Origin of the sequence: Bacteroides bouchesdurhonensis (assembly GCF_900155865.1) — a bacterium.
In the GTDB taxonomy this organism is placed as follows: domain Bacteria; phylum Bacteroidota; class Bacteroidia; order Bacteroidales; family Bacteroidaceae; genus Bacteroides; species Bacteroides bouchesdurhonensis.
The window spans coordinates 1,103,760-1,129,679 of record NZ_LT707006.1 but is presented as its reverse complement, the minus strand read 5'-3'; the positions used below and the strand labels follow the sequence as shown (position 1 = coordinate 1,129,679).

General features: G+C 40.1%; 16 protein-coding genes and 1 pseudogene. 10 read left to right on the top strand and 7 right to left on the bottom strand.

The genetic code is table 11. The annotated features are described in order from the left end of the window. Nucleotides 1–19: 19 nt before the first annotated feature. The 3 genes from thrC to thrA all read right to left on the bottom strand — a co-directional run bounded on the left by thrC (nt 20) and on the right by thrA (nt 5,082). Nucleotides 20–1,321 carry a threonine synthase gene (gene thrC / locus CZ225_RS04515; RefSeq protein ID WP_077153124.1) on the bottom strand — a complete coding sequence of 434 codons (1,302 nt, stop codon included), beginning with the start codon at nt 1,319–1,321 and terminating at the stop codon, nt 20–22. A gap of 87 nt (nt 1,322–1,408) precedes the next feature. Beyond that, nucleotides 1,409–2,617: a cofactor-independent phosphoglycerate mutase gene (locus CZ225_RS04510; RefSeq protein WP_077153123.1), complete on the bottom strand. Its 1,209-nt coding sequence runs from the start codon at nt 2,615–2,617 to the stop codon at nt 1,409–1,411. A gap of 29 nt (nt 2,618–2,646) precedes the next feature. Further along, nucleotides 2,647–5,082 (bottom strand): bifunctional aspartate kinase/homoserine dehydrogenase I, encoded by a 2,436-nt coding sequence (thrA, locus tag CZ225_RS04505; protein ID WP_077153122.1) that lies wholly within the window; start codon nt 5,080–5,082, stop codon nt 2,647–2,649. Nucleotides 5,083–5,590: 508 nt separating this feature from the next. Between thrA and CZ225_RS23205 the strand changes: the two are divergent. The 6 genes and pseudogenes from CZ225_RS23205 to CZ225_RS04475 all read left to right on the top strand — a co-directional run. Continuing rightward, nucleotides 5,591–5,701, top strand: a pseudogene (locus tag CZ225_RS23205) (L-asparaginase 1); the annotation flags it as partial. 158 nt (nt 5,702–5,859) lie between these two features. Beyond that, nucleotides 5,860–7,227, top strand: a complete 1,368-nt coding sequence (gene radA, locus CZ225_RS04495) for a DNA repair protein RadA (protein ID WP_077153121.1) — start codon at nt 5,860–5,862, stop codon at nt 7,225–7,227. Between the two features lie 46 nt (nt 7,228–7,273). Continuing rightward, complete coding sequence (locus CZ225_RS04490; RefSeq protein ID WP_077153120.1) at nt 7,274–8,932, top strand: NAD(P)/FAD-dependent oxidoreductase; 1,659 nt, start codon at nt 7,274–7,276, stop codon at nt 8,930–8,932. Nucleotides 8,933–8,970: 38 nt separating this feature from the next. Continuing rightward, nucleotides 8,971–9,831 carry a hypothetical protein gene (locus tag CZ225_RS04485; RefSeq protein WP_077153119.1) on the top strand — a complete coding sequence of 287 codons (861 nt, stop codon included), beginning with the start codon at nt 8,971–8,973 and terminating at the stop codon, nt 9,829–9,831. A 5-nt stretch (nt 9,832–9,836) separates the two neighbouring features. After that, nucleotides 9,837–10,439 carry a helix-turn-helix transcriptional regulator gene (locus CZ225_RS04480; RefSeq protein ID WP_077153118.1) on the top strand — a complete coding sequence of 201 codons (603 nt, stop codon included), beginning with the start codon at nt 9,837–9,839 and terminating at the stop codon, nt 10,437–10,439. 161 nt (nt 10,440–10,600) lie between these two features. After that, complete coding sequence (locus CZ225_RS04475; RefSeq protein WP_077153117.1) at nt 10,601–12,973, top strand: TonB-dependent receptor; 2,373 nt, start codon at nt 10,601–10,603, stop codon at nt 12,971–12,973. A 614-nt stretch (nt 12,974–13,587) separates the two neighbouring features. On the opposite strand, the gene CZ225_RS04470 is transcribed toward CZ225_RS04475, so the two are convergent. Next, the gene (locus CZ225_RS04470; RefSeq protein WP_077153116.1) at nt 13,588–14,487 is read right to left on the bottom strand and encodes a helix-turn-helix domain-containing protein; all 900 of its coding nucleotides are present in this window, start codon (nt 14,485–14,487) and stop codon (nt 13,588–13,590) included. Nucleotides 14,488–14,668: 181 nt separating this feature from the next. On the opposite strand from CZ225_RS04470, the gene CZ225_RS04465 reads away from it, so the two are divergent. The 4 genes from CZ225_RS04465 to CZ225_RS04450 all read left to right on the top strand — a co-directional run bounded on the left by CZ225_RS04465 (nt 14,669) and on the right by CZ225_RS04450 (nt 22,162). Beyond that, nucleotides 14,669–15,730: an efflux RND transporter periplasmic adaptor subunit gene (locus tag CZ225_RS04465; RefSeq protein ID WP_234982995.1), complete on the top strand. Its 1,062-nt coding sequence runs from the start codon at nt 14,669–14,671 to the stop codon at nt 15,728–15,730. Beyond that, a complete protein-coding gene (locus CZ225_RS04460) occupies nt 15,730–18,900 on the top strand; it encodes an efflux RND transporter permease subunit (protein ID WP_077153115.1) in 3,171 nt (1,056 codons plus the stop codon). Before CZ225_RS04465 ends, CZ225_RS04460 begins: the two co-directional genes overlap by 1 nt. An 18-nt stretch (nt 18,901–18,918) precedes the next feature. Further along, nucleotides 18,919–20,211: a TolC family protein gene (locus CZ225_RS04455; RefSeq protein ID WP_077153114.1), complete on the top strand. Its 1,293-nt coding sequence runs from the start codon at nt 18,919–18,921 to the stop codon at nt 20,209–20,211. 517 nt (nt 20,212–20,728) lie between these two features. Continuing rightward, complete coding sequence (locus CZ225_RS04450; RefSeq protein ID WP_077153113.1) at nt 20,729–22,162, top strand: TlpA family protein disulfide reductase; 1,434 nt, start codon at nt 20,729–20,731, stop codon at nt 22,160–22,162. A gap of 335 nt (nt 22,163–22,497) precedes the next feature. Here the strand turns inward: CZ225_RS04450 and CZ225_RS04445 are convergent, their stop codons facing one another. The 3 genes from CZ225_RS04445 to CZ225_RS04435 all read right to left on the bottom strand — a co-directional run bounded on the left by CZ225_RS04445 (nt 22,498) and on the right by CZ225_RS04435 (nt 25,918). Beyond that, nucleotides 22,498–23,013, bottom strand: a complete 516-nt coding sequence (locus CZ225_RS04445) for a GNAT family N-acetyltransferase (RefSeq protein ID WP_025074890.1) — start codon at nt 23,011–23,013, stop codon at nt 22,498–22,500. Between the two features lie 44 nt (nt 23,014–23,057). Next, on the bottom strand, nt 23,058–24,002 hold the full coding sequence (locus tag CZ225_RS04440) for a zinc ribbon domain-containing protein (RefSeq protein ID WP_051572870.1): 945 nt from the start codon (nt 24,000–24,002) through the stop codon (nt 23,058–23,060). Between the two features lie 86 nt (nt 24,003–24,088). Beyond that, on the bottom strand, nt 24,089–25,918 hold the full coding sequence (locus tag CZ225_RS04435) for a peptidase U32 family protein (protein WP_077153112.1): 1,830 nt from the start codon (nt 25,916–25,918) through the stop codon (nt 24,089–24,091). Between the last annotated feature and the right edge of the window lie 2 nt (nt 25,919–25,920).

Genomic DNA, 25,920 nt, shown 5'->3' with positions numbered 1-25,920 from the left:
CCTTATGTATCAGAAGATATCAGATAGAAAGCAAATACTGCTTAAAGCCCACAAACTCCTTCGTCATCGGCAAACTCTCCTTTTCTCCCTTCATAAAAGCCTGTAGCTTAGCCGGAATTTCGACAGTCTCCCCAATGATAGCCTCTACTGTCTCAAGGAATTTGGCAGGATGAGCCGTTTCAAGAAATACTCCTGTTTCTTCCGGTTTCAATCCTTCTGTCAAAGCACGATATCCGCAAGCTCCATGAGGATCGAGCAGATAATGATGTTCTTTCCAAGTAGTTTTCACAGTTTCACGAATTTGCTCATCATTGTAAGTCGCGCCGGAGATTTCAGCAGTAATATCCGCATGAGAATTTCCGTATAAATCAAGAATACGGGCAAAATTACTAGGATCACCTACATCCATTGCATTTGCAATCGTTGCAACAGACGGACGAGGTTTATATTCACCCGTTTGCAAATATTGATAGAAAATATCGTTGCGATTATTAGCAGCAATGAAGCGTTTTACAGGCAATCCCATTTTCTTTCCAAATAGGCCGGCAGTGATATTACCAAAGTTTCCACTAGGCACACAAATGACGGCATTATCAGCTTTTCCGACACGCTTCAACTGAGCGTATGCATAGAAATAATAGAATGCCTGGGGCAGGAATCGGGCAACGTTGATGGAGTTAGCCGAGGTCAAAGATAAATGCTCGTTCAGTTCTTTATCCATGAAAGCAGCTTTCACCAATGCTTGACAATCATCGAAAGTTCCATCTACTTCAAGAGCCGTAATATTCTGTCCTAATGTAGTAAATTGCTTTTCCTGAATCTCGCTAACTTTTCCTTTTGGATAAAGTACATATACATGAATTCCCTCTACCCCCAGAAAGCCATTAGCCACAGCACTTCCCGTATCACCGGAAGTAGCAACTAATACATTCACATTTTTCTGTCCTTCTTTCCTGATAAAATAACCCAGTAAACGAGCCATGAAACGCCCACCTACATCTTTGAAAGCAAGTGTCGGTCCATGAAATAACTCTAACGAGTAGATATTCTCCGTAACTCTCACTAAAGGGACATCAAAGTTCAATGTATCATATACAATCTGCTTCAAAACATCTGCCGGAATATCTTCACCAAAGAAAGCATCGGCTACCCGATAAGCTATTTCCTGAAAAGATAATGTATCAATTGTATCGTAAAACTCCTGCGGCAGAGGTTTTATAGTCATAGGCATAAAAAGTCCTCTGTCGTCAGCAAGTCCTTTCACCACAGCTTCTTGTAAAGAAGCCATCGGTGCTTGTTTATTTGTACTGTAATATTTCATTATACTATATTTTAGAGTTCAACACAAATTATACAGATTTACACAGCTACCAAATAGCTGAAAATAATCTAGATAACCCGCTGTGAATCACTTCATAAATTCTTTTATAAACTCGTCTTCTTTCATAATTCCGTAACTACCATTACAAGCAGCCGCTTCATCAAAAGTTTCTACTTCATCAGGTTCAATTCCCGGATACCAAATAAAGAACGGAACTGGTTCGGCAGTATGAGTACGAAGCTCGCAAGGAGTCGGATGGTCGGGCAATACAGCAATGGCAACCGGTTCATCCCAATCCTTCACTGCCTCATAAATAGGTCCAACAGCACGTTTATCCAGATTCTCAATCGTCAGAAGTTTTAAGTCGATATCTCCTTCATGACCAGCCTCATCGCTGGCTTCAATATGTAGATAAACAAAATCATCGGTCTTCAAAGCCTCCAATGCAGCAGCTACCTTATTTTCATAATTCGTATTATAAAGTCCGGTGGCACCTTCTACGGTAATACGATGTAGTCCGGCATAATAACCGATTCCATTAATCAAATCCACAGCTGAGATAACAGCTCCTTTCTTTATCTGTGGAAAAGTCTCGGAAAGTTTAGACATCTGCGGACGATACCCAGGACTCCAAGGCCAGATACTGTTTGCAGGATCTTTGCCTTCTGCTATCCTTTTCTTATTCAATGGATGATCTTTCAGCAACTCCTGAGACTTTAGAATCAAATCATTAATCAAGTCTGCAGTTTCCTTGGCCCCCGAAACTAAAGGCTTTACCATCAACGGGCGGAAAGGTTTCAATGGAACATCATGTGGAGGCGTACAATCCAATTCCTTATTCCCTCCTTTAATCACTAACAAATGACGATACTGTACCCCCGTATGAAAGCGTACTTTGTCATTTCCCAACTTCTCTTGCAGATATTTAATTAAGACATCCGCTTCTTCCGTAGAAATATGACCGGAAGAGTGATTCTTCAAAATATCCCCTTCCACGCAAATCAGATTACAACGCATAGCCATCTCTCCCGGTTGTAGATCAATGCCGATACTAGCCGCTTCCAATGGTCCGCGACCTTCGTATACCTTTGGAAGATCATACCCCAATACAGACATATTAGCTACCTCACTACCCGGATGAAATCCTTCGGCCACAGTCATCAACCGCCCGTTTCGCCCCATTCGGGCCAATTTATCCATATAAGGCGTCTTCGCATATTGCAGGAGCGTCTTTCCTCCTAATGACTTCACCGGCCAATCGGCCATCCCGTCACCCAATATAATAATATGTTTCACTTTTACTTAATTAAGAATGAAGAATGATGTTAGACGTTTGCGATACTCATGATATCAGCAAATACTCCGGCAGCCGTTACTCCGGCACCGGCACCGTATCCTTGAATCATCATCGGATATTCTTTATAACGTTCTGTAGTAAGCAAAATAATATTGTTACTGCCTTCCAATCCGTAGAACGGATGATTGGAGTCTACTTCCTGCAAACCGACAGAAGCTTTTCCATTCTCCAGTTTAGCTACAAAACGCCAATGTTTATGCTCTTTCTCCAAAACCTGGCGACGAGCCTCGAAATCAGCATCAAGACTTGGAACCTTCTTCCAGAAATCTTCTAATGTACCATCAAAGAAATCATTCGGAACAAAAAGATTCTTTTCAACATCTTCCTGCTCAATACGATATCCGGCTTCACGTGCCAGAATCACCAGCTTACGGATAACATCCTTACCACTTAAATCAATACGTGGATCGGGTTCAGAATACCGTTCTTCCTGTGCCATCTTTATCGTACGGCTAAAAGGAATATCAGCACTGATTTTATTAAATATATAGTTCAATGTACCCGATAGTACAGCTTCAATTTTCAGAATCTTATCCCCACTATGAATCAGGTCATTAATCGTATTAATAATCGGAAGTCCCGCGCCTACGTTTGTTTCAAACAAGTATTTTACTCCACGCTGACGAGCAATTGTTTTCAATTCACGATAATTATCGTAAGCCGAAGAAGCAGCAATCTTATTGGCAGCTACTACAGATATATTATGTTGCAGGAAGTCCTTATAGAGTGATGCAATCTCTGCACTTGCCGTACAATCTACAAATACCGAATTAAAAATATTCATACCAATCACTTCATCACGAATACTTTGAAGATTACTATCTTCTCCTTTCTCATTCAGTATCTCACGATAATTAGCCAGGTCGAAACCGGCACGACTGAACATTGCCTTTGTAGCATCTATAATACCTACAACATGCAACTTCAATCCGTTTTCCACCATCAATTTCTCTTGCTGAGACCGTATCTGTTCCACCAAACTTCCTCCCACTGTTCCGATACCACAAATAAACAGATTGAGTACCTGATATTCCGACAAGAAGAACGAATCATGAATAACGTTCAACGATTTACGCAATGATTTTCCATCAACAACAAAAGATATATTTGTTTCTGAAGCACCTTGTGCACAAGCAATTACATTAATACCGTTACGTCCCAATGTTCCGAACAGTTTACCTGCAATACCCGGAGTGTGTTTCATATTCTCACCTACGATAGCAACTGTTGCCAAATCTCTCTCAGCAAGAATCGGTGAGATCTCACCCATTTCTATTTCCTTAGCAAACTCTTCATTCAATACTTCGCAAGCCAGATCTGCATCAGCATTACGAACACCAATAGAAGTACTATTCTCGGATGAAGCCTGTGAAACAAGGAATACACTAATACCATTCTTTGCCAAAGCCTTAAAGATACGGTAATTGACTCCGATCACACCTACCATACCGAGCCCCTGAACAGTAATCAAACTAGTATCATTGATAGAAGAAATACCTTTAATAGCTTTGCTGTGAGGATTGGATACTTCTTGTTTAATGATGGTTCCTACTCCTTCGGGATTGAAGGTATTCTTAATCAAGATAGGAATATTCTTATGGCATACCGGATAAATAGTAGGTGGATAAACTACTTTAGCACCAAAATTACAAAGCTCGGTAGCCTCTACATAACTCAATTCAGATATTGTATAGGCAGTAGAAATGACACGCGGATCGGCAGTCATAAAGCCATCCACATCTGTCCATATCTCTAAAGCAGCCGCATCAAGCGCAGCAGCTATAACAGCAGCCGTATAATCCGAACCACCACGACCAAGGTTCGTCACATCTCCCGTCATTTTATCGGATGAAATAAATCCCGGCACCAAAGCTACTTTCGGTATGGAGCGAAAAGCTTTCTTCACCAACTCATTAGTCAGATCAGCGTCGATAGTATGCTTATTATGTTTTTTTTCAGTCTTAATAAAAGTGCGTGAGTCAAACCATTCAGCTTCGTCAATCAATTCGGCAACGATGATAGAAGAGAGACGCTCACCATAACTTACAATAGTATCCGAAGTTTTCGGCGAAAGGTCTTTTATCAGATAAATCCCCTGGAAAATATCCTTCAATTCATTTAGCAACTCACCGATCTGACGTTGCAATGCCACTTGCCCTTCCCCGGCAGGAATAACCTCTTTTATCATTTCCACATGACGATAAACAATCTCACGGAACTCACCTTCATAAGCAGAATCCCCGGCTGCTGCCATCTTCGATGTATTTATCAATTTGTCAGTGATGCCTCCTAATGCGGAAACAACTACGATTACCGGCTCACTTGCCGACTCAACAATTCTCTTTACGCTTAAAATGCTGTTCACGGAACCTACGGACGTTCCGCCGAATTTCATTACTTTCATGAAGATACTTATTTAAATGCAATGTCCTGTATATATCTTAAAATACAGTACGATTGGTTGTTTTACGAAAATATTTATAAATTGAATTTTGCCTTTTTCCAAGGCGTGAATCACGTAGATACACAAAACTATCCTCAACCCCTAAGGGTCATGGTGCACATGCACATGGATGTGACTGTATGTGGATAGCAATTCATCATTGTCCTTTGTTCTACTATTGTTTTTGATAAGTGTCGCAAAAGTAATAATAAAAACATTCAATCTATCACATTTTTCTATATTTTTCTAATAAAAAGAATCTTTTCTCTTTCGCACTCCTTGGAATACCCTCGCACTTTTATGACATATTGTTATTAAATATGGATTATATTGCTATATTTGCAGAAAATACAAGCATAAAACCAGCCAACGAATTCACCATATACTTCCGTATTGTTAATATACACCGGCGGTACGATTGGAATGATCGAAAACGCCGAAATGTGGAGAAAACTGGTACATATCATTCACGAGAGAATCAGCAGTAACCAAATTAATGTTCCTACTGGGACATGGTTATACACCGGATGAGGTACGTGACCGCATGAATCGATCAATGGCTGGAGAAATAACGATTTAACGGTAAGAAGGTCAGAGCCATCTTTTTTAACCGAATAATTTTCTCAGCCAGTTTACAAACAATCGGTGAGATTTGTTTTGTGTTTTGAGGTATTTATACTTACTTTTGTCCAAAAAGCAACCTGAGCAAGGTTATTTTCTAACCTGAATTACAAAATAATGGCTAAAGAAAAGACAGTATATGTATGCAGTAACTGCGGGCAAGAGTCTCCCAAATGGGTAGGAAAATGTCCATCATGTGGAGAGTGGAACACGTATGTGGAAGAGATTGTACGAAAAGAGCCAACGAACCGACGCCCGGTTTCCGGTATCGAAACTCAAAAAGTAAAACCTCTTACTCTCGGCGAAATAGAAGCCGACGATGAACCGCGTATTAATATGCACGATAACGAACTGAATCGTGTATTAGGCGGCGGACTTGTACCAGGCTCTTTAGTACTGATCGGTGGTGAACCGGGAATCGGCAAATCTACCCTAGTGATGCAAACCGTACTCCGAATGCCGGAAAAAAAGATTCTTTATATATCCGGAGAAGAAAGTGCCCGGCAATTGAAGCTTCGCGCCGATCGCCTGTCGGAAGTTTCCAGCGACTGCCTCATTGTTTGCGAAACATCCTTGGAGCAAATCTATGTACATATAAAAAATACCCGTCCTGATCTGGTAATTATCGATTCGATTCAGACCATTTCTACGGAAAATATAGAATCTTCTCCCGGAAGCATTGCTCAGGTACGTGAATGCTCAGCTTCCATTCTTCGTTTTGCCAAAGAGACCCATACTCCGGTATTGTTAATCGGACATATAAATAAGGAAGGAAGTATTGCCGGACCGAAAGTGCTGGAACATATCGTAGATACTGTCCTTCAGTTCGAAGGAGACCAACATTATATGTATCGTATTCTCCGTAGCATCAAAAATCGTTTCGGAAGTACAGCGGAATTGGGTATTTATGAAATGCGTCAGGATGGTTTGCGCCAGGTTAGTAATCCTTCGGAACTATTACTAAGTCAGGATCATGAAGGGATGAGCGGTGTTGCTATTGCTTCCGCTATCGAAGGAGTCCGTCCGTTTCTGATTGAAACACAAGCTCTAGTCAGTTCTGCTGTTTACGGAAATCCGCAACGTTCGGCAACCGGCTTTGATATACGAAGAATGAATATGCTATTGGCTGTTCTTGAAAAGCGTGTAGGTTTTAAACTCGCACAAAAAGATGTATTCCTGAATATTGCCGGAGGATTGAAAGTAAATGACCCGGCCATTGACCTAGCAGTTATCAGTGCTATCCTTTCTTCCAATATGGATGCAGCTATCGAACCGGAAGTTTGTATGGCAGGGGAAATCGGTTTGTCAGGAGAAATACGCCCGGTAAACCGCATAGAACAACGTATCGGAGAAGCAGAAAAGCTTGGTTTCAAACGATTCTTATTGCCCAAATATAATCTGCAAGGGATAGATACCCAAAAACTCAAAATAGAATTAGTGCCGGTAAGAAAAGTTGAAGAAGCTTTCCGGGCATTATTCGGATAAAATTAAATAAGCTAGAAAACGTAATCATATCATAAATCGATTATTAATGATCCAAGAATATCAACTCCGCATTCTCCCTGAAATTGCAGCTAACGAACAACTGTTAAAAGAATATCTTGTGAAAGAGAAAGGGCTGAATCTCCGTAACATAACTGCTACCCGTATATTAAAACGTAGCATTGATGCTCGCCAACGTACGATTTTTGTCAATCTGAAAGTCCGCATCTACCTCAATGAGATGCCTACGGACGATGAATATGAACATACTATATATAATAATGTAGAAGGAAAGCCACAAGTGATCGTAGTCGGTGCAGGTCCCGGAGGATTATTTGCAGCATTACGTCTTATTGAACTCGGAATGCGACCGGTAATTGTGGAACGTGGAAAAGATGTACGTGAACGGAAAAAAGATCTGGCGCAAATCAGCCGGGAACACTTGATAAATCCTGAATCCAATTATAGTTTTGGAGAAGGAGGTGCGGGAGCTTATTCAGATGGTAAACTCTATACCCGAAGCAAGAAAAGAGGAAATGTCGATAAAATACTGAATGTATTCTGCCAGCATGGAGCTTCGACTGCCATATTAGCGGATGCACACCCACATATAGGAACGGATAAACTGCCCCGTGTCATTGAGAACATGAGAAATACGATTATCGAATGCGGCGGTGAGGTGCATTTCCAGACACGAATGGATGCTTTAATTATTAAGAATAACGAAGTTAAAGGAATAGAGACAAATACAGGAAAAACATTTTTAGGACCAGTAATACTGGCAACAGGTCATTCTGCAAGAGATGTATATCGCTGGTTAGCAGCCAATAATGTGACGATTGAAGCCAAAGGAATTGCTGTAGGCGTTCGTCTGGAACACCCGGCAATGCTTATTGATCAGATACAATATCACAATAAGAACGGAAGAGGGAAATATCTCCCTGCTGCCGAATATAGTTTTGTCACTCAAGTAGAAGGACGGGGAGTATATAGTTTCTGTATGTGTCCCGGAGGATTCATTGTCCCCGCAGCCAGTGGACCGGAACAAGTAGTGGTGAACGGTATGTCTCCTTCTAATCGTGGTTCACGATGGAGTAACTCGGGAATGGTTGTGGAACTTCAACCGGAAGAGATAGTTAATGACGAACTAAGAACTAAGAATGAAGATTTGGCTGCACAACAGGATGAGCAGTTGCTTGCTTTTAATCCGGCCCTTACAAATAACCAACTTTCAGCTATTCATTCTCAGATTCTTCCTGTTTTGCATTTCCAGGAAGAATTGGAACGACAATGTTGGTTGCAAGGAGGCAGACGGCAGACAGCACCGGCACAACGAATGCTGGATTTCACTCGTAAAAAGTTAAGTTATGATTTGCCGGAGTCTTCATACAGTCCGGGATTGATTTCTTCTCCGCTTCATTTTTGGATGCCTGAGTTTATTAGCAAGCGATTATCGCTTGGATTTCAACAATTCGGTAGAAGTAGTCATGGATTCCTGACGAACGAAGCTGTGATGATTGGTGTGGAAACACGTACTTCTTCTCCTGTCCGGATCGCGCGTGACAAGGAAACATTGCAGCACGTAACTATCCGCGGACTATTCCCTTGTGGAGAAGGAGCCGGATATGCCGGTGGAATTGTTTCCGCAGGAGTGGATGGGGAGAGATGTGCAGAAGCTGCCGCTCTTTATCAGAAAACTAAAATATAGATGATTAGATATAGAATAAGTAACACAAAAATAAGATTATGAAACGCTCAATCCTTTTTATCATGCTAGTTGCCGGATTATTAACCGGAATGATGTCTTGTACATCAAAAGCTGCCAGTAATAAACAAGCTGTTTCCACAGCTACCGACAGTATAAATCTCACACTTATAGAAACAGTACCCGTTCAGACTGCTAACTCTACAGATTCTGTAATAAAAGATACGTTCAGTTATGAAAAAAAAGGCCCCTTTGTTGAGAATGACACTACATTTCTATACAGATTCGCAACAAACCATGATGGATATTACTGTTTTGAGGATGCCTATATTGAAAGAGATCGCCAATCGAAACGTTACCAAAAGGTACTTAATTATGCTTCTACCTACCTTTTAAATCATTGGGATGTCGAACATTTTGATTACGAATTAAAGTATCTTAGGGAAAAACATCCACAGTCTTTCCCCAAACATACATTATCTGATGACTTTCCAAGGAACTGGATTCCGATTCGCTCTTTTCAAAATACCTATTATATCAGTGAGTTAAGTGCTTGTTATACTTCCTTCTTTAGTGATTCTTTATATATTAAAAAAGATATGGATGGTCCAATTCCTTACATCATTCAATCATTTAAACAAGTTAGCCCAACTCACTATCTTTTTGATTTAATACGCCATGATAATCTAAGTCATCTTGACTTGCAAATAATAGATACAGAACGTAAAATAGCTGTTATCACCACTGTTGATCAAGAGAATGAAAGAAAATGGCAGACGTTATATATAGCTAAAGATACAGCTCCTTTACTTGATGCAATTTGTTGGAATTCTACTGACATGCCGGAAGAGTTTCACGTTGATTTTGATAAGATTGATTTCGAAATGTTACTTAAACAATAAAAACTATGAACCATCAACCGGAAATAGCGATTGTAGAAACAAATACTCTCACCTGCCTGGGGCTAAAGTCCATATTAGAAGAAATCATTCCAATGGCAATCATTCGTACTTTCCACAGTTTTTATGAATTAATGGATGATACCCCAGACATGTATGCTCATTATTTTATTTCAGCACAAATCTACGTAGAACACAATGCTTTTTTTCTTCCGCGAAAACGAAAGACAATTGTACTGGCAAGTGACAGTCCACAATTCCAACTTTCCGGGATTCCGGTTTTAAATATCTACGAACCCGAAGAGGAGTTAGTAAAAAATATTCTGAAACTGCACCAGCACGCCCATCACAACGGTTATCCGGTAAAAGATATGCCACCAGTCCATACAGTCGAGCCTCATCAGGAAATTCTTTCTCCTCGTGAGATTGAGGTACTTGTACTCATCACAAAGGGGTTAATCAACAAAGAGATTGCCGACAAACTGAATATCAGCTTAACAACTGTTATTACACACCGGAAAAATATCACAGAAAAACTCGGAATCAAATCTGTATCCGGTTTAACAATCTATGCAGTGATGAATGGATACGTAGAAGCCGACCGGATATAAACAGTGAAATCGGTAGTTAGATGCAGAATTGTATACGAGCATTTATCAGATATCGTTCAGGATAATCACAGTATGTACTATCCGAAGCCGATATCCTAATAAATGAGGATTGACTAACCGGAATATTTGTCTTTACTTTGCACCCGACAAAATAACTGCAAATGAAGAAAAAAAATATTTTGATTGTCCTCACTCTTTTAACGACAGGGACTGCATGGGGAGAAGATTTCCCGAAAGACTCACTGAAAGTGGTAGATATTGAAGAAGTAGTAGTGATTGCCGCTCCCAAAGAGAATCGTAAGCTGCGCGAGTTGCCTATGGCTTCAACTCTCCTGTCTCAAAAGGACATGCAAGCCAATCAAATAAAATCGGTCAAAAACCTGTCAGCCATTGTTCCCAATCTATTTATTCCGGATTATGGTTCTAAATTGACTACCTCTATTTATATTCGCGGAATCGGTTCACGCATCAATACTCCTTCCGTAGGGCTTTATGTAGATAATATCCCCTATATCGACAAGTCTGCTTTCGACTTCAATTATTGCGATATTGAACGTATTGATATTCTTCGCGGTCCTCAGGGAACACTCTACGGACGTAACACAATGGGGGGGCTTATCAAAGTACATACCAAATCACCGTTCACTTATCAAGGAACAGATATCCGTATGGGAGCAGCAACCTATAATGACTACAATGTTTCGTTGACTCACTATCATCGTATTTCCGACAAATTTGCTTTTTCCACCGGAGGATTTTATGAGCATACAGGAGGTTTCTTCAAAAACGTAGCGCGTAACAACGAAAGAGTGGACCGTAGTAATGCAGGCGGTGGACGCTTTCGTGGAATCTATCTTCCAACAGAGAAATTGAAAGTAGACATGACTCTCAATTATGAATATGGTGACCAAGGTGGATATCCTTATGAATATACAGGAACCATAACAGGAGAAGAAAAGCGTCCGGAATATATCGGTAAAATATCCTATGACAATCGTAGCAGTTACCGTCGTGGACTATTGAATGCAGGAGTAAATCTGGAATACCAAGCTAATCACTTCATTCTTAGTGGATCCACCGGCTACCAAAACCTGAATGACCGCATGTTCCTTGATCAGGATTTTACTGAAGAAGATATTTATATATTGGAACAAAAACAAAGAGCAAATACAGTCTCAGAAGAAATTACTTTCAAATCGAAACCGGGAAATAGTTGGCAATGGGCTACCGGCGTTTCTGGATTTTATCAATGGCTACATACAAGCGGTCCGGTAGAATTTCGGAGGGATGGAGTGAAAACAATGATCGAAAAGAAAACAAATGATATCTTTAGCGGTTTAACAGGTGCTCCTCCAATGAAAATGACTGCCAATAATCAGACTTTAACAGTAGGTGGCAAATTTGACACTCCCATATTGAACGGGGCAGTTTTCCATCAATCCACCTTTAATAATATTCTAACCGAAGGATTATCAGCCACTATCGGATTGCGATTAGACTATGAGAAACTAAAAATGGAATATAACTCTGTCAGCGACCCTTTAAATTTCGATTTCTCAGTAGCAAGCCTTAGTAGTAGTGGTATGGAAGCTATGAGCTCTTTTATTGGTAAGGAATCTACCGACTATATGCAATTGCTTCCCAAGTTCGCTATCCAATACGAATGGAAAAAAGGAAATAACCTATACACCACAGTCTCTAAAGGTTATCGTTCAGGAGGCTATAACATTCAAATGTTTTCCGACCTGGCAACCGGTGCTCTAAAAAATTCAATGTTAGACGCATTAGCTGCCGATCCAAAATTTTCTAGAATGGCAGGTATGATTCAAAAACTAAAAGACAAACTTCCGGAAGTTAGCGAAGCTACCCAATACAAGCCTGAATATTCCTGGAACTATGAAGTAGGAAGTCACCTTACTTTATGGGAAGGTAAACTCTGGGCAGATCTTGCCGCTTTCTACATGGACACACGTGACCAGCAAGTTTCACAATTTGCCAAAAGTGGTCTTGGACGTATTACTACCAATGCCGGGAAGAGCCGTAGTTATGGTGTCGAAGCCGCCCTTCGCGCCAGTCTGACAAACGCTTTGAGCTTGAACGCCAGCTACGGATATACGTATGCTACCTTTACCAATTACGTGATTATGCAGGAAGATGCAGAAGGCAATCTCGAAGAGAAAGAAAACTATAATGGCAAATATGTACCATTTGTGCCTAAACACACCTTGAATATAGGTGGTGAATATGTTTTCACCTGTAACCCGCGTTGTATCTTCGACCGAATCGTTCTCCAAGCAAACTACAGTGCTGCCGGACGTATCTACTGGACAGAACAAAATAATGCAAGCCAGTCTTTCTATGGCACATTGAATGGTAGAGTAAATTTCGAAGTAGGCAATGCCATGATCAGTTTCTGGACGCGCAACGCGCTAAACAAAAATTACGCTGCATTCTATTTCGAAACGATGGATAAAGGTTTCAAGCAACAAGGTCGTCCGATACAATTAGGAATAGATCTCCGTTGCCGTTTCTAAATCGCTCATACTCTCTGTCATGCTTCATCATATCCAGTTGGCATACAACCAATTACGATGAAGCTTCTTTTTTATAGTAATTTAGAGATGCAAAAACATAGAAAAAATAAACGGATCAAACATACAGAATTGCAGCTATTGGAATAGTGCCAACAAGAGCAATGAATGATAGCTGAATTTCATATCAAAAAAGATGACGCAATGCAACTGACTATATATCAGAGTAATATGCCAAAATATGACTATGACCCAAAGTACTTTCACTTACTAAAAGCAAGCCTTATTTACGAAAAAAACATCGAATAGATTATTATCAAACCTCGTTATGTTTGAAAAAAACATCGAATAGATTGAAAATGATCTTCCTATAGATTTTAAAAGAATAAACTAATATAATTAGAATCATAGCCTATAGTTAAAGTCAAAGAAGTACTAGAGCCAGCTGACTCTAGTACTTCTTCCAACCAGCTCCAGTACTTCAATCGTCCAAGTCTAGTACTTCAGTTACCTAACTCTAGTACATGTTCCCAACCATTCTTGTACTACGTTCCAAAAACAATCCAAAAGATTCCATGTCCTAACCATTCAGGACATTACTTATCAAGAGCATACAACTATTTATTTTTATACTCTTTCGGAGACATCCCCACACAACGCTTAAAGAACTTCCCGAAAAAGGATTGATTCGGAAAATTCAATTGTTCACTGATCTGCTGGATGGTCAACTTTCCCGATTTCAATAATGTTTTCGCCTCCAGAATCACATAACCATCAATCCATTCTCCCGCCAATTTCTGACTAACCTTATATATAACAGAAGAAAGATATTTAGGAGAAAGACACAGCAAATCCGCATAAAACTTCACACTCCGTTCCTTCCGATAATGCATTTCCACTGCACTGACAAAATTATAAAAAATCTCTTCCTGGCGGGTACGGGGATACTTCGACTGCAACTCTGCCTCTTTGATCACCACCGGTGCCATCCGATAATACATAATCTGAACGTACGACTGTGAAATAGAAATTCGGAAAGGATGTTCCTCATCCAGCAGAGTCTCCTTTATAGCACGATATACCTTCACAAACTCCGGCACATCTTTCTCTTCAAAAGTAAAACAGTATTTTTCCTGCAAACATTTATAAAAAGACATCACTTGCGTTGTCTTCTCCGTGATAGGCATAAAATCATTCTGGGTAGCCACCATGAATCCCCGAAAATCATCCGAAATAAAAAGTACCTCAAAAATTATTCCGGGGATGATGATTACAAACATATTCGGATGCAGAACATATTCCTTCAGAGCAATTCTAATCCGCAATTCCCCTTCCAGACAGAGTAACACCATAGACATTCTGGCTTGCACCGGAAAACTATTTTGCGACTGTTGTGCCGTTTGTCCTGCAGAAGGTGAATCGATATTATCCAACAATACAATCTTTCCTTCAATAAAAGTAGCCATGTCTATTTCGGTAAGATGTGAGATATCAAGCAAAAAGATATTTTGGTCCATGTTTATATAAGAATTAGAATAATCGACGACAAATTTAATCTATTTGGAATATAAAATCTGTCTTATTCAACCAAATGACCAAAAAAGCATTCCTTTTTACCTTGAATCATTCCTAAATAAGAGAGAATTTTGCAGCCGAAAATGAAATGAATATTTTTCAATCAAACAATAAGCGACAACAATGAATGTAAAAAGGTGGTTTATGCCGGCAATGATTGTATTACTGGCAGCTTGTAATACCAACAAGGAAGAGAAGTTCGTACGAAGTGTAAAACTAGTCCAACCAGTAGCGTTAGGTAATGTATCTTATAAAAGCTTATCGGGAACAGTAAAGGAATCGCGGGAAATTAGCCTAGGATTCAAAACCGGCGGACAAATTGATAAGATTTTAGTAAAAGAAGGTGATTTTGTACGTCAAGGACAGACTATTGCAATGTTGGATCAGGAAGATTATCAACTCGGAGTAGACGCTTATCAGATTCAATACGACCAAATGAAAAACGAAGTGGAACGTATGAAACAATTGTACGAGGCAAAGAGCCTTAACGGAAATGACTACGAAAAGGCAGTCGCAGGACTGGAACAGCTTCGGGTACAATTACAGATAAATAAGAATAAACTGGAGTATACAACTCTAAAGGCTCCAGTTAGCGGCTATATACAAACGGTAAATTACGAAAAAGCGGAAATGGTACAAGCCGGTTCGCCCATTGTCAATTTGCTGGATGTTTCTAAAATTGAAGTAGAAGTGGATATCCCTGCCAGCCTTTATATGCAGCAGGATAAGTTTTCAGGCTTCTCCTGTGCTTCTTCGCTGTCACCCAATGTCAGCCATCCTCTTACGCTCATCAGTATTAACCAGAAAGCAAGCAGTACACAACTTTATAAAATGCTCTTGTCTCTCACCGACAATCACTCTACCAAACTTACGGCGGGTATGAACGTAGTGGTAAACATCTCGCTGACAGATGCGCAACCGAATACAACCGGATTTACCCTTCCGGTAAACTCAATTTTTAGCGAACAGGAGAAGAGTTATGTATGGGTATTAGGAAATGATTCCACCGTCAGCAGACGTGAAATAAAACTGCAAGGAATAGATACCACAGGAAAAGCCATCATCACAGAAGGTATTCAAGGTAATGAACAAATTATCAAAGCGGGAGTGCATTCACTTACCGAAAACGAGAAAGTGCATGTGCTTCCCGAATCAGACAAAACCAATGTAGGAGGATTATTCTAATGAAATTTGCCTTAACCGAATATTTCATCAAGCACCCGACACTGTTCTGGTCGCTAATGGTAGCTCTACTCATTGCAGGAGTACTATCTTTCGTGCAAATGCCGAAACTCGAAGACCCCGCTATCGGAGTAAAACAGGCGATGGTCGTAATCGTATATCCCGGAGCCACGGCACACGAAGTAGAATTGCAGGTTGCACAAGTCATGGAAGATGAATTGCGCACGATCCCTAACGTAAAGAAAATCAGTTCGGAATGTACCAAAGGAATGGCACAGATTACTGTTGAATTTCAGGAAACAGTACTGATGACAGCTATCGAACAGCATTTCGACCAACTCCGCCGTAAAGTAAGCGGTGCCGTAAACAAACTACCGCAAGGATGTTATGAACCGATTGTAATTGACGATATGATGGATGTCTACGGCATGTTCTATGCACTGACTTCCGACGGTTACGAATATCCGGAAATGTACAAGTACGCCAAGATGATCCGCCGAGAATTACTTGGTGTCAAAGGCGTAAAGAGAATCAACATTTATGGTAACCGGGATGAAGTAATCAACATTACCTTATCAAAAGAAAAGATAGCCCGCAACGGTATTATCCCGACACAAATCATGAGTGTGCTGCAAGACGCTACTAAAACAGTGGATGCAGGAAACTATCAGGACGGTGACCAGAAGATACAGCTACGAATCACCAATCGTTCACAGAGCGTGGAAGATGTCAAGAATCTGATTGTCCAGACTTTAGACGGAAAGCAAATGCGTATCGGTGACATTGCAGAAGTAGAGCGTACCTATAAAGATCCGCAAGAGAATGGCTTCTTTGTAGACGGTGAACAAGCATTGGCTATTTGCATCTCTATGGAAAACGATGCTATCGTGCCGGATGTTGGAAAAGCAGTGGAAGCCAAACTGAAAGAAATCATGCCCAATGTACCGGTAGGAATGGATATGGAGAAAATCTTTTTCCAACCGGATAAAGTAGACGAAGCAATTAGTTCCTTCATGGTCAATTTGGTGGAATCCGTTCTTATTGTTATCATTGCCCTCATCTTCACAATGGGTCTCCGAAGCGGATTGATTATCGGTGCCGGTTTAGTATTGACTATTGCCGGCTCCTTCCCCATCCTGCTGATGTGCGGCACAACGTTGCAGCGTATTTCATTGGGTGCCTTTATTATTGCAATGGGTATGCTTGTCGATAATGCCATTGTTATCATCGACGGTATCTTGGTAGACCGGACACGAGGGCTAGGACCGAAAGTCTATCTTTATCGTATTTGTAAAGCAACCGCTATGCCGTTATTAGGAGCAACCCTAATTGCAGCTTCTGCATTCCTGAACGTATTCTTATCCAAAGATACCGCCGGAGAATATGCCCGGGACTTATTCCTTGTGCTTTGTGTCAGTCTGCTCGTCAGTTGGATATTAGCACTGACCCAAGTCCCGATGTTTACCAAATACATATTGCCACTTCATGTACGCAAAGTAGGATATGAAGAGCAAATTGGCAAGATGCAACAAGTCGTCAGAAAGATTATCATCAAACTAATTAATTATAAAAAGCTGACTATAGGTATCTCAGTGGTAGTGTTGATAGCCTCATTCCTCGGTATGACCAAGATCAAAAATTTGTTCTTTCCTGACTTTAGTTACAAACAATTCGTCATCGAATATTTTACCCCTTATCAGACTAATCCAGAGCAAGTGAAACTGGACTTATTGGAAATGAGCAAACTGGTGAAGGAAAACCCGAACGTAGAACGAGTAGCCGCTTCAATGGGAAGTGCACCTGCCCGCTATTGCCTGGTTCGTCCCATGACAAGTGGTGGAGGTTGTTACGGGGAGCTGATTATCGACTGTCCCGATTATGAGACAGTGGTAGAAGAACTTCCCAAAATACGCCAACAACTGCGCGAACGTTATCCCGATGCCTATATCCGTGCACGTAAATACAACTTCTCTATATCAAGCACGCACACTGTCGAGGTGGAATTTACAGGACCCGACCCTGCCGTGCTCCGTGATCTTGCCGGACAAGCTGAAGAGATTATGCGTAAATGCAAATATGTAGATACCTATTCGGTACAAAACAACTGGAAGCCGACAGGCAAAGCACTAACCGCCCAATACATGGAACAAGAAGCACGCCGTTCGAGCATCAGTCGTGCTAATATTGGGAACGCATTACAGGCAGCTACCGACGGAATGGTTTGTGGAGTGATCAATGATCAAGACCAGCAAGTAATGCTCAACTTCCGTATTCGCAATGCAGACGGAAGTAAGATTCAAGATCTGAACGATATTCCGGTATGGACAGACATTAATATTAAGGTGGACGATAACGATATCAACCAACTGATTACAGGTAGCAAAAGCTCCGATGCCATTCAGGATGATATGTATAAAAGTGCACCTATGAGTAATGTCACCCGTAATATCGACCTTGGCTGGGAAGAACAGATGATACTTCGCGTGAACGGTTCGCGTCATATTGAAGCAGAATGTGATCCGGACTATACACAATGGGAAGCAACTCCTGCCAAAGTGAAAGCAGATATTGAAGACCAAATCAACATGATTAAGTTACCGGAAGGTTATACTATGGGCTGGTCAGGAGAAATTGCCAAACAGGGTGATTCCATGGAAGGATTGATGAAGTACGGACCAATTACTCTATTCATCATTCTAACCATCTTATTATTGCTATTTAGCAACTGGAAGAAAGTGATTCTCATCTTGCTTTGCTTTCCGTTCGTTCTCTGCGGCATCACTCCGGCATTGCTCCTAAGCAAACAACCATTCACATTTATGGCAATTATCGGGGTGATGGGATTGATGGGAATGATGATTAAAAATGCCATCGTTCTGGTGGACGAAATTACACGTCTCATCAACGAAGAGCAACAACATCCTTATGATGCGGTAATCAATGCGACAGTCTCACGTACTCGCCCGGTTATAATGGCCTCTGTTACCACGATTCTTGGTATGTTGCCATTAGTCACAGACCCAATGTACGCTTCGATGGCGGTCACCATTATGAGTGGTCTTGCTATGGGAACCATTATTACACTGGCACTTTTGCCTCTGTTCTATACGGCTTTCTTCCATATCACACCACCTCGTACACGACCTAAAACAACTAAAACTACTAATGAATAAAAGAATATCCCTGAGTATATGAAAAGGACTATTTTATGGATAGCATTGGGGCTGGCAGTCAATCTGCCTGCCTTCGCCCAACTTCAACTTTCTCAAGCAGAATGCCGGAAAATGGCATTGAAGAATAATGAAGAAATGAAGATAGCGGAAAACTCTTACAGACAGGCGAAACTAGATAAAGAAATCGCCTTCGCCGCATATCTTCCCGAACTGGAAGGTTCACTGACCGGCATCTACCGCAAAGATATGGACCTAATGGGTGCAGAACTGCAAATGCGTGGAACGTATCTGGCAGGGCTCACCTTGACTCAACCCATATTTACCGGTGGAAAAATCGTTGCTTCCAACAAACTTGCCAAAATTGGTGTAGATTGTGCAGAAGAATCACTCCGGAAAACGGAGATGGATATTATCGCCGAAGCTGATAATGCTTATTGGACATACATTGCTGTGGGGGAAAAAGTTAAACTACTGGAAGCTTATCAAAAGCAACTGGACGAATTGCATCATCAAATAGCCAAGAGTGTGGAAGTCCAAATGGCTACTCAGGCTGACCTGTTACGGGTAGATTCCAAACGTAGCCAGATACTTTATCAATTGAAGAAAGCTAAAAATGGAGTTGAACTTTGCCGAATGTCTTTATGTAGTACATTAGGAGTTGATATTCATACCACCATCCAAGCTACTGAGACAAATATAGAAATCACCTCACCTCAGCAATTGGAAAGTAGCATTCTTATGCGTCCCGAATACAGATTACTTTTAAATCAGGTAGAAGCCCAAAAGCAGCAAATCAAAGTGGCACGTGCCGATATCCTCCCGACTTTCGGAATTTCCGCTCAATATTCTTACTACGGTAACCTCAAACTTGCCGGACAAGCGGAAGACGGAACGCCCTTCAAACAGGAATATAAAGATGGATCTCCCATGCTAATGGCATCTATCAGCGTTCCTCTTTTCAGATGGGGAAAAGGGCTGAAAGGAATAAAGAAAGCTAAACTGAATTACCAAAATGCTCAGTTGGACTTGCAGAGAAACGAACGTTTACTCAATATAGAACTGCAACAGGCTATTCAGAATATAGCAGATAGTTACAATCTAGTAGAAACTGCCAATATCGGAATGTCACAAGCAGCTGAAAACTTACGTAATATGCAAAACAGTTACGATGTAAGCATGTGCACATTAACCGATTTATTAGATGCACAGGCACAATGGCAAGAAGCATACAGTAACCAGATTGAAGCAAAGACTCAGTATAAGATTTATGAATCGGAATATATGAGAGTTTCGGGACAATTAAAACCTTAGCAGTACCTCTATACATCAGATGCAAACTTATCATAGTCTCTCAGTTCACCAGAGTTCCGGCTAATAGAGATCAGACTATGATTAAGTTGCAACTGATTTGATCTCCAAAAACTACTTTTCTTTGACTTTCTATTTAGAAAAAGGAACATTAGAAAGAATCTCACATTATTATAGTACCACTCACTTTTCATTGTAATATCATAGAAAGTCAATGATTACATAAAAGACCTTAATTACCAATATAATTAGAAAGAAAAAGAGAAACTTTCATCTTATTTCTCTATTTTTGTACAACCGTACATTTATAGATGTTATGATTTACATAATCTTATTTTTTATATCAATCTGTCCGGTCATCCTTTTCGGACAATCCCAATGGAAAAAATATCTTCTCTCAGTGGTGATATAGAAATACCGAATGGTGATAATCAGCAGACTTATGGCTTACCAAGACTGGTATGAGATTTAATAAAGAACAGCCTTATAATCATATTAACAAACACTTTATAATATACTAATGAAGAAGTTACTATTACTATTTATTACTGCTACAACGTTAAGTTATGGGGCAGAAAAAACGTCTATTGAGATTAGTTTACGGAAAACCCAAGACTCAGTTATCTTTGTAGCACCGCCGATAGAGGGCATCACATTAGGATTTACGGATACATTATATGCTACAGAAGGGAAAAAAGCGACACTGCAACTGGAGATAAATGATTTATCATCTGTCTATTTACAACATGGGAAAACATTTTGTAATGTCATCGTGGAGCCAGGTAAAAATTATTCCATATGTTTCGATTATGGAGCTGATCCTATCATTCAGATCAGTGATCCTGTACAGATGTTGAGAAACAAAGTATTTCGGGATAAGAATTTTTATAAGTATGAATTTGTGAGAGATTATAAAGCCACTCCACTTGATACGATTGGTGCCAAGATGCGCGCTAACTTCGATGCTTTGCTAATGGCGGATAAGAAACAATTTGAGAAATTAGAGATGAGCCAGGCTATGAGAAAGTTCATAGAACTGGATTTGGAATTATATTGGATGGGATCAATGGCTAAAGTGATAAGAGCAAATTTTAGTGATTGTTCCAGAAACGAAAAGCAGATGTATGACGATTATATGAAAGAGTGGTCCAAAATATACAAAGATTATCCACTAACAACACAGATGATACCTTCACAATACTTTAAACCCTATGTAGAAATAGCCGCAGCTCTCAAATCAGCAACAGACGGAAAAGTTTGTAACTTTAAAACCGCTCAGGAATATTATGACTATTTATTCAATAATGTGCGATTAATAAAAAACAAAAAAGTAAAACAAGCATTTTGGGCACAAGCTTTGTTTATGGAAGCCTTAAACAACAAACGATTTGAGAAGATACTGAAGAAATATATAAATGAATTTCTGACTACATACCCTAATGAAGGTTTCAAAACGACTTTCATTCCATTTATAAAAGCAATAGACCATTTCTATGCAAAAGCTAATAGCGATTTCGATAAGAATGTTTCATTTGTGGAAAATGGAGATAGTATTAAGACATTCCAAGAATTACTAACAAAGTTCAAAGGAAAGCCTGTACTTGTGGATTTCTGGTTCAGCACTTGTGGACCATGCGTGAGTAATTCTAAAAAATTTGGAAAAGAAATGGAAAGATTTACTGAGCAGAATGGTATTACATTACTTTGCGTTTCAATAGATCAAGATAAAGAGCAATGGCATAATGCCATAAAATACTATGAGATTGGTGGTAATCACATCAAAGCATGCAAGAGTCTACACGAAGATATTTATAAAGCCTATAGTATATACATGTTTCCACACTATATGCTTGTAAGTCCCGACGGTAAGATACTGATTAACAAGTTAAAGGACCTAAGCGAAGGTGACGATTTCTACAATCAAATCCATGATGCATTAGAAAAAAAAGAATGATGTTTCATTGATTAGAATTATCTTAAACCGGAATAATTTGACTCATTCTGGAATAGTTATGAACTAAATGACAAAAGAATTATTTTTAGGTATAAGAAGAAAAGAACAAATAATTACAATCCGATTGAAAAGATCAGCGAACTCTACGAACGTCTTTAAAAGAAAAAGACGAAAATATGCTACTTTAGAGCAACGGTTGCGAAATATTGAGCAAAGCATGCAAAAATAGAGTTTCTTTTTATCACTCTTATGGAGATCAATATAAAGCAATACAAGTTAGGAACCTAAATGCTAAAATATTCCGAAGTATTCAATCACTCTGAAAGAAGAATATATTATTTGCCTTCTACGCTCATACTAGGAGGTAAATACACCTGATAAGCAATACGTTCTGTACCATTTTTCACGTAAATAATGCCACAACGCTGAAAGCCATGCTTCGTCAAAATGTGTTGCATCACTTTATTATCACGATGTGTATCCACACGAATATTACCACAACGTTGAAAGCACCAATCTAAACAAGCTTCCGACACCCCTCTTTGTTTACCGCTTGTTGCCATTCGATGAATCACTCCGTAAGGTTCATCATTGAGCCAAGCACCATCATAGATATGCTGATAGGTAGGATCTTCTCCCAATATAAAACAAAAAGTTCCTAGAATTTCACCTTGTTCATCCGTACAAACAAAACTATGACCGTCTTCGATTTCTTGGCGAATCAAAGTCTCGGAAGGATAACCATCCATCCATTGAGTAGTATTTCCATTTGCACGCATAAAGGTACGTGCATAATCATAAATATTCATTACGATAGGAAGATCTTTCGGTTCAGTAGCGCTGATTCTCATTATTCAATCGATTATTAAAATGTAAGGATTAGGTAAATATGACATCATTCATTGATCGCGCCACAATGTGGACACACACCTTTCTCTTTTATTTTCTCTCCACAATGACCGCATCGATATCTATAACCAATATTTCGATGTACTTTCTTGGCAAATACCCAGACGAAAAATGCCAGGAATAAATAACCAATATAAATATGAGTCATCAAGATAAAGAAGAAATAACAGAAAATGCAACAAGACATCAGTCCCAGCAAATAGAATATAGCTGTTGCCGGAGTTAATTGACGGAACAGATCATCGAGTACCGCCAAAGCAACAATCAAGAAAAGCCAGATACTCAACAAGAAAATAGAAAGTATAAAAGGAACTTTAAAAGGAGATAACGTCGGATTATAATAGAAATGTTCCCACGTTCCCGGAACGAAAACTTGTACCGATTCATAAATTGTGGCACTAAAAGCCATCAACAAACACAAAAACAACGGATAAACACTGGCAATATCATTGAAGTAAACCAACTGCAATTGTTTACGACGAAAGACACGGAACAGATATACCCCAACAAACAATGCAAAGATAATCACAAAATAGGAGGCATGAGTATTACTAAAAAGGTGAATCGCTTGCGAAATACTATCGGTAGGCGCAAAAGCTTTTTTCAGTTCCGTCTCCCGTATCCAACCTTGTTCATCCTGTGTATGCGCCAGTTTCACCCAGACAGTATCTATACTATCAGCAGGGTGGACAGCAAATTCGGCTACTACAACACGATCTCCCCTATATAATGTGATGTACTTTTCTTTAATAGGTAAACACTCCAATATGGAAGAATCTACCATTACTTCTAGGTTTGTATTCCAAGTATAATGCCGTTCGTAAAGATAATCCAAAGAGTCTTTTATTTTCTGCGGAATCTCCTCCGAAGACAGATCGGGACGGGAGTAAAAACATGATGAAAGAAATAACAGACAAAACAGCAAATTCATTACATAACGGCAAAAATTGGCACTAGGTTTCTTCTTCAACGAATCAACCTTCGTGACACTCTGTGCTACTCTGTAGTGGAATATGCTCATTGTGCAGCTTTTACTTTCATTTGACAATTCTTACAATCGAACTCAAGACGGAAGTGCTTTCCATCGTTCGATACCAGATAGTAAGGCTCTTTATAAGGTGATCTCTCCCGTTGATGAATAGGACACCAACCCATACTATAACGCAAACAATGTTTACAAAACATCAATATAGCATCTTCTAGCTGTGTTTTTTCGTAAGCTTCAGCAACACGTTGCACTCCATGATCCTGATAAAAAGAAACAGCACGTGTATTCATCACATTTCCCAGATACGTCAAAGTGGTTTGAGGAAAAGCATGAGTAGTTTGTTTCCACACTGCCAACTCTTGACGATAATTGATCTTTCTGGCAGCAATCAGCTTTTCTACCGCCTGACGACGAAAATCAGCTAGCACAGAAGCCGGAAGGAACCAATTCTTCGCAAAAGAGATTTCTATCTTTTTCGCTTCAAATGGGGTATTACCCAATTTGCCCAGTTGCGTCTTCAGATTCTCCTCCTGTGGGGTACGAGCCGGTTCTTTGTCACGGTGAATGGAAAGTGTAATGCTATTATCATCTTCATCGGTGAAAGTCAAAGAGAATCCGAAATTATTATCAGCAAGAAGGATATCAACGGCTATCTTGCGCTCGGCCGATTTACGGGAAAGCAACCGTTCAAACTCTTGATCAAAATTACGATAAAGGACAGTTCGAGGTTTGATACGCGGCATTTCCTGTGGATAAAGTTTATTACCATCCACCCGGTTGATACGAAATCCCTGCAAACGTCCCTGTTCATCTATATAGCAAACGCCATCTCCATTGTTAAATGATTTCAACCCGGCAACTGTCAGATAATTGCTACGGGCTTCTTTCATTGTTCCCATCTCCTCTCCTAATGATTTCGGTGTATCAAAAGAAAAAATATCCCGGTCACGACCATGCAAAAAGTAATGAGTAAATCCCCGACTGAAACTTTTGTTCAATTGTGGCTGAAATTCAAAACGGGATGTCCCCGAAGAAGCACGTACATATTCGGAACGACGGACAAAGATGGCATCCAGTTTTTGCCGATAGGCAGCTGTCACGTTTTTCACGTATGAGACATCTTTCAAACGACCTTCTATTTTAAAGGAAGAAGCACCGGCATCCAGAAGTTGTTCCAGTTCATCGCTCTGATTCAGATCTTTCAAAGAAAGCAAGTGCTTATTTTTTACAATTACCTTTCCTTCGGCATCGACCAGATTGAAAGGCAACCGACAAAATTGCGCACATTCTCCACGATTTGCACTACGTCCGAAACAAGCTTGACTAACGTAGCACTGCCCACTGTAACTCACACAAAGAGCACCATGAACAAATATCTCTAAAGGAACTTCCGGACAGGTTTCATGTATCTTTTTAATTTCCCGAATCGACAATTCACGCGCCAACACTACCTGACGAAATCCAGCTTTCCACAAGAATTTAACCTTTTCCGGTGTACGGTTATCCATCTGCGTACTGGCATGAAGGGGAATTGGCGGAAGATCCAGTTTCGTAATTCCCATATCCTGAACAATCAGCGCATCGACTCCAATCCGGTATAAGGCATGAATCATTTCTTCTGTCTCCTTCAATTCTTCTTCTTTCAGTATCGTATTGACAGTGACGTAGATACGGGCGTTATACAAGTGAGCATGATTTACCAATGTTTCAATGTCTTCCAATGAATTCACTGCAGCAGCACGAGCACCAAATTTAGGTGCACCGATATAGACAGCATCCGCACCATGATTGATAGCCTCGATACCACATTCCAGATTCTTCGCCGGAGCCAGAAGTTCTATTTTACGCTGTTTAACCATTC

What these genes read in the sequence shown, in the direction of transcription:
- thrC (WP_077153124.1), bottom strand. Translation starts at nt 1,321, where the DNA reads ATGAAATATTACAGTACAAATAAACAAGCACCGATGGCTTCTTTACAA.
- thrA (WP_077153122.1), bottom strand. Translation starts at nt 5,082, where the DNA reads ATGAAAGTAATGAAATTCGGCGGAACGTCCGTAGGTTCCGTGAACAGC.
- radA (WP_077153121.1), top strand. Translation starts at nt 5,860, where the DNA reads ATGGCTAAAGAAAAGACAGTATATGTATGCAGTAACTGCGGGCAAGAG.
- CZ225_RS04490 (WP_077153120.1), top strand. Translation starts at nt 7,274, where the DNA reads ATGATCCAAGAATATCAACTCCGCATTCTCCCTGAAATTGCAGCTAAC.
- CZ225_RS04485 (WP_077153119.1), top strand. Translation starts at nt 8,971, where the DNA reads ATGAAACGCTCAATCCTTTTTATCATGCTAGTTGCCGGATTATTAACC.
- CZ225_RS04480 (WP_077153118.1), top strand. Translation starts at nt 9,837, where the DNA reads ATGAACCATCAACCGGAAATAGCGATTGTAGAAACAAATACTCTCACC.
- CZ225_RS04475 (WP_077153117.1), top strand. Translation starts at nt 10,601, where the DNA reads ATGAAGAAAAAAAATATTTTGATTGTCCTCACTCTTTTAACGACAGGG.
- CZ225_RS04470 (WP_077153116.1), bottom strand. Translation starts at nt 14,487, where the DNA reads ATGGACCAAAATATCTTTTTGCTTGATATCTCACATCTTACCGAAATA.
- CZ225_RS04465 (WP_234982995.1), top strand. Translation starts at nt 14,669, where the DNA reads ATGAATGTAAAAAGGTGGTTTATGCCGGCAATGATTGTATTACTGGCA.
- CZ225_RS04460 (WP_077153115.1), top strand. Translation starts at nt 15,730, where the DNA reads ATGAAATTTGCCTTAACCGAATATTTCATCAAGCACCCGACACTGTTC.
- CZ225_RS04455 (WP_077153114.1), top strand. Translation starts at nt 18,919, where the DNA reads ATGAAAAGGACTATTTTATGGATAGCATTGGGGCTGGCAGTCAATCTG.
- CZ225_RS04450 (WP_077153113.1), top strand. Translation starts at nt 20,729, where the DNA reads ATGAAGAAGTTACTATTACTATTTATTACTGCTACAACGTTAAGTTAT.
- CZ225_RS04445 (WP_025074890.1), bottom strand. Translation starts at nt 23,013, where the DNA reads ATGAGAATCAGCGCTACTGAACCGAAAGATCTTCCTATCGTAATGAAT.
- CZ225_RS04440 (WP_051572870.1), bottom strand. Translation starts at nt 24,002, where the DNA reads ATGAATTTGCTGTTTTGTCTGTTATTTCTTTCATCATGTTTTTACTCC.
- CZ225_RS04435 (WP_077153112.1), bottom strand. Translation starts at nt 25,918, where the DNA reads ATGGTTAAACAGCGTAAAATAGAACTTCTGGCTCCGGCGAAGAATCTG.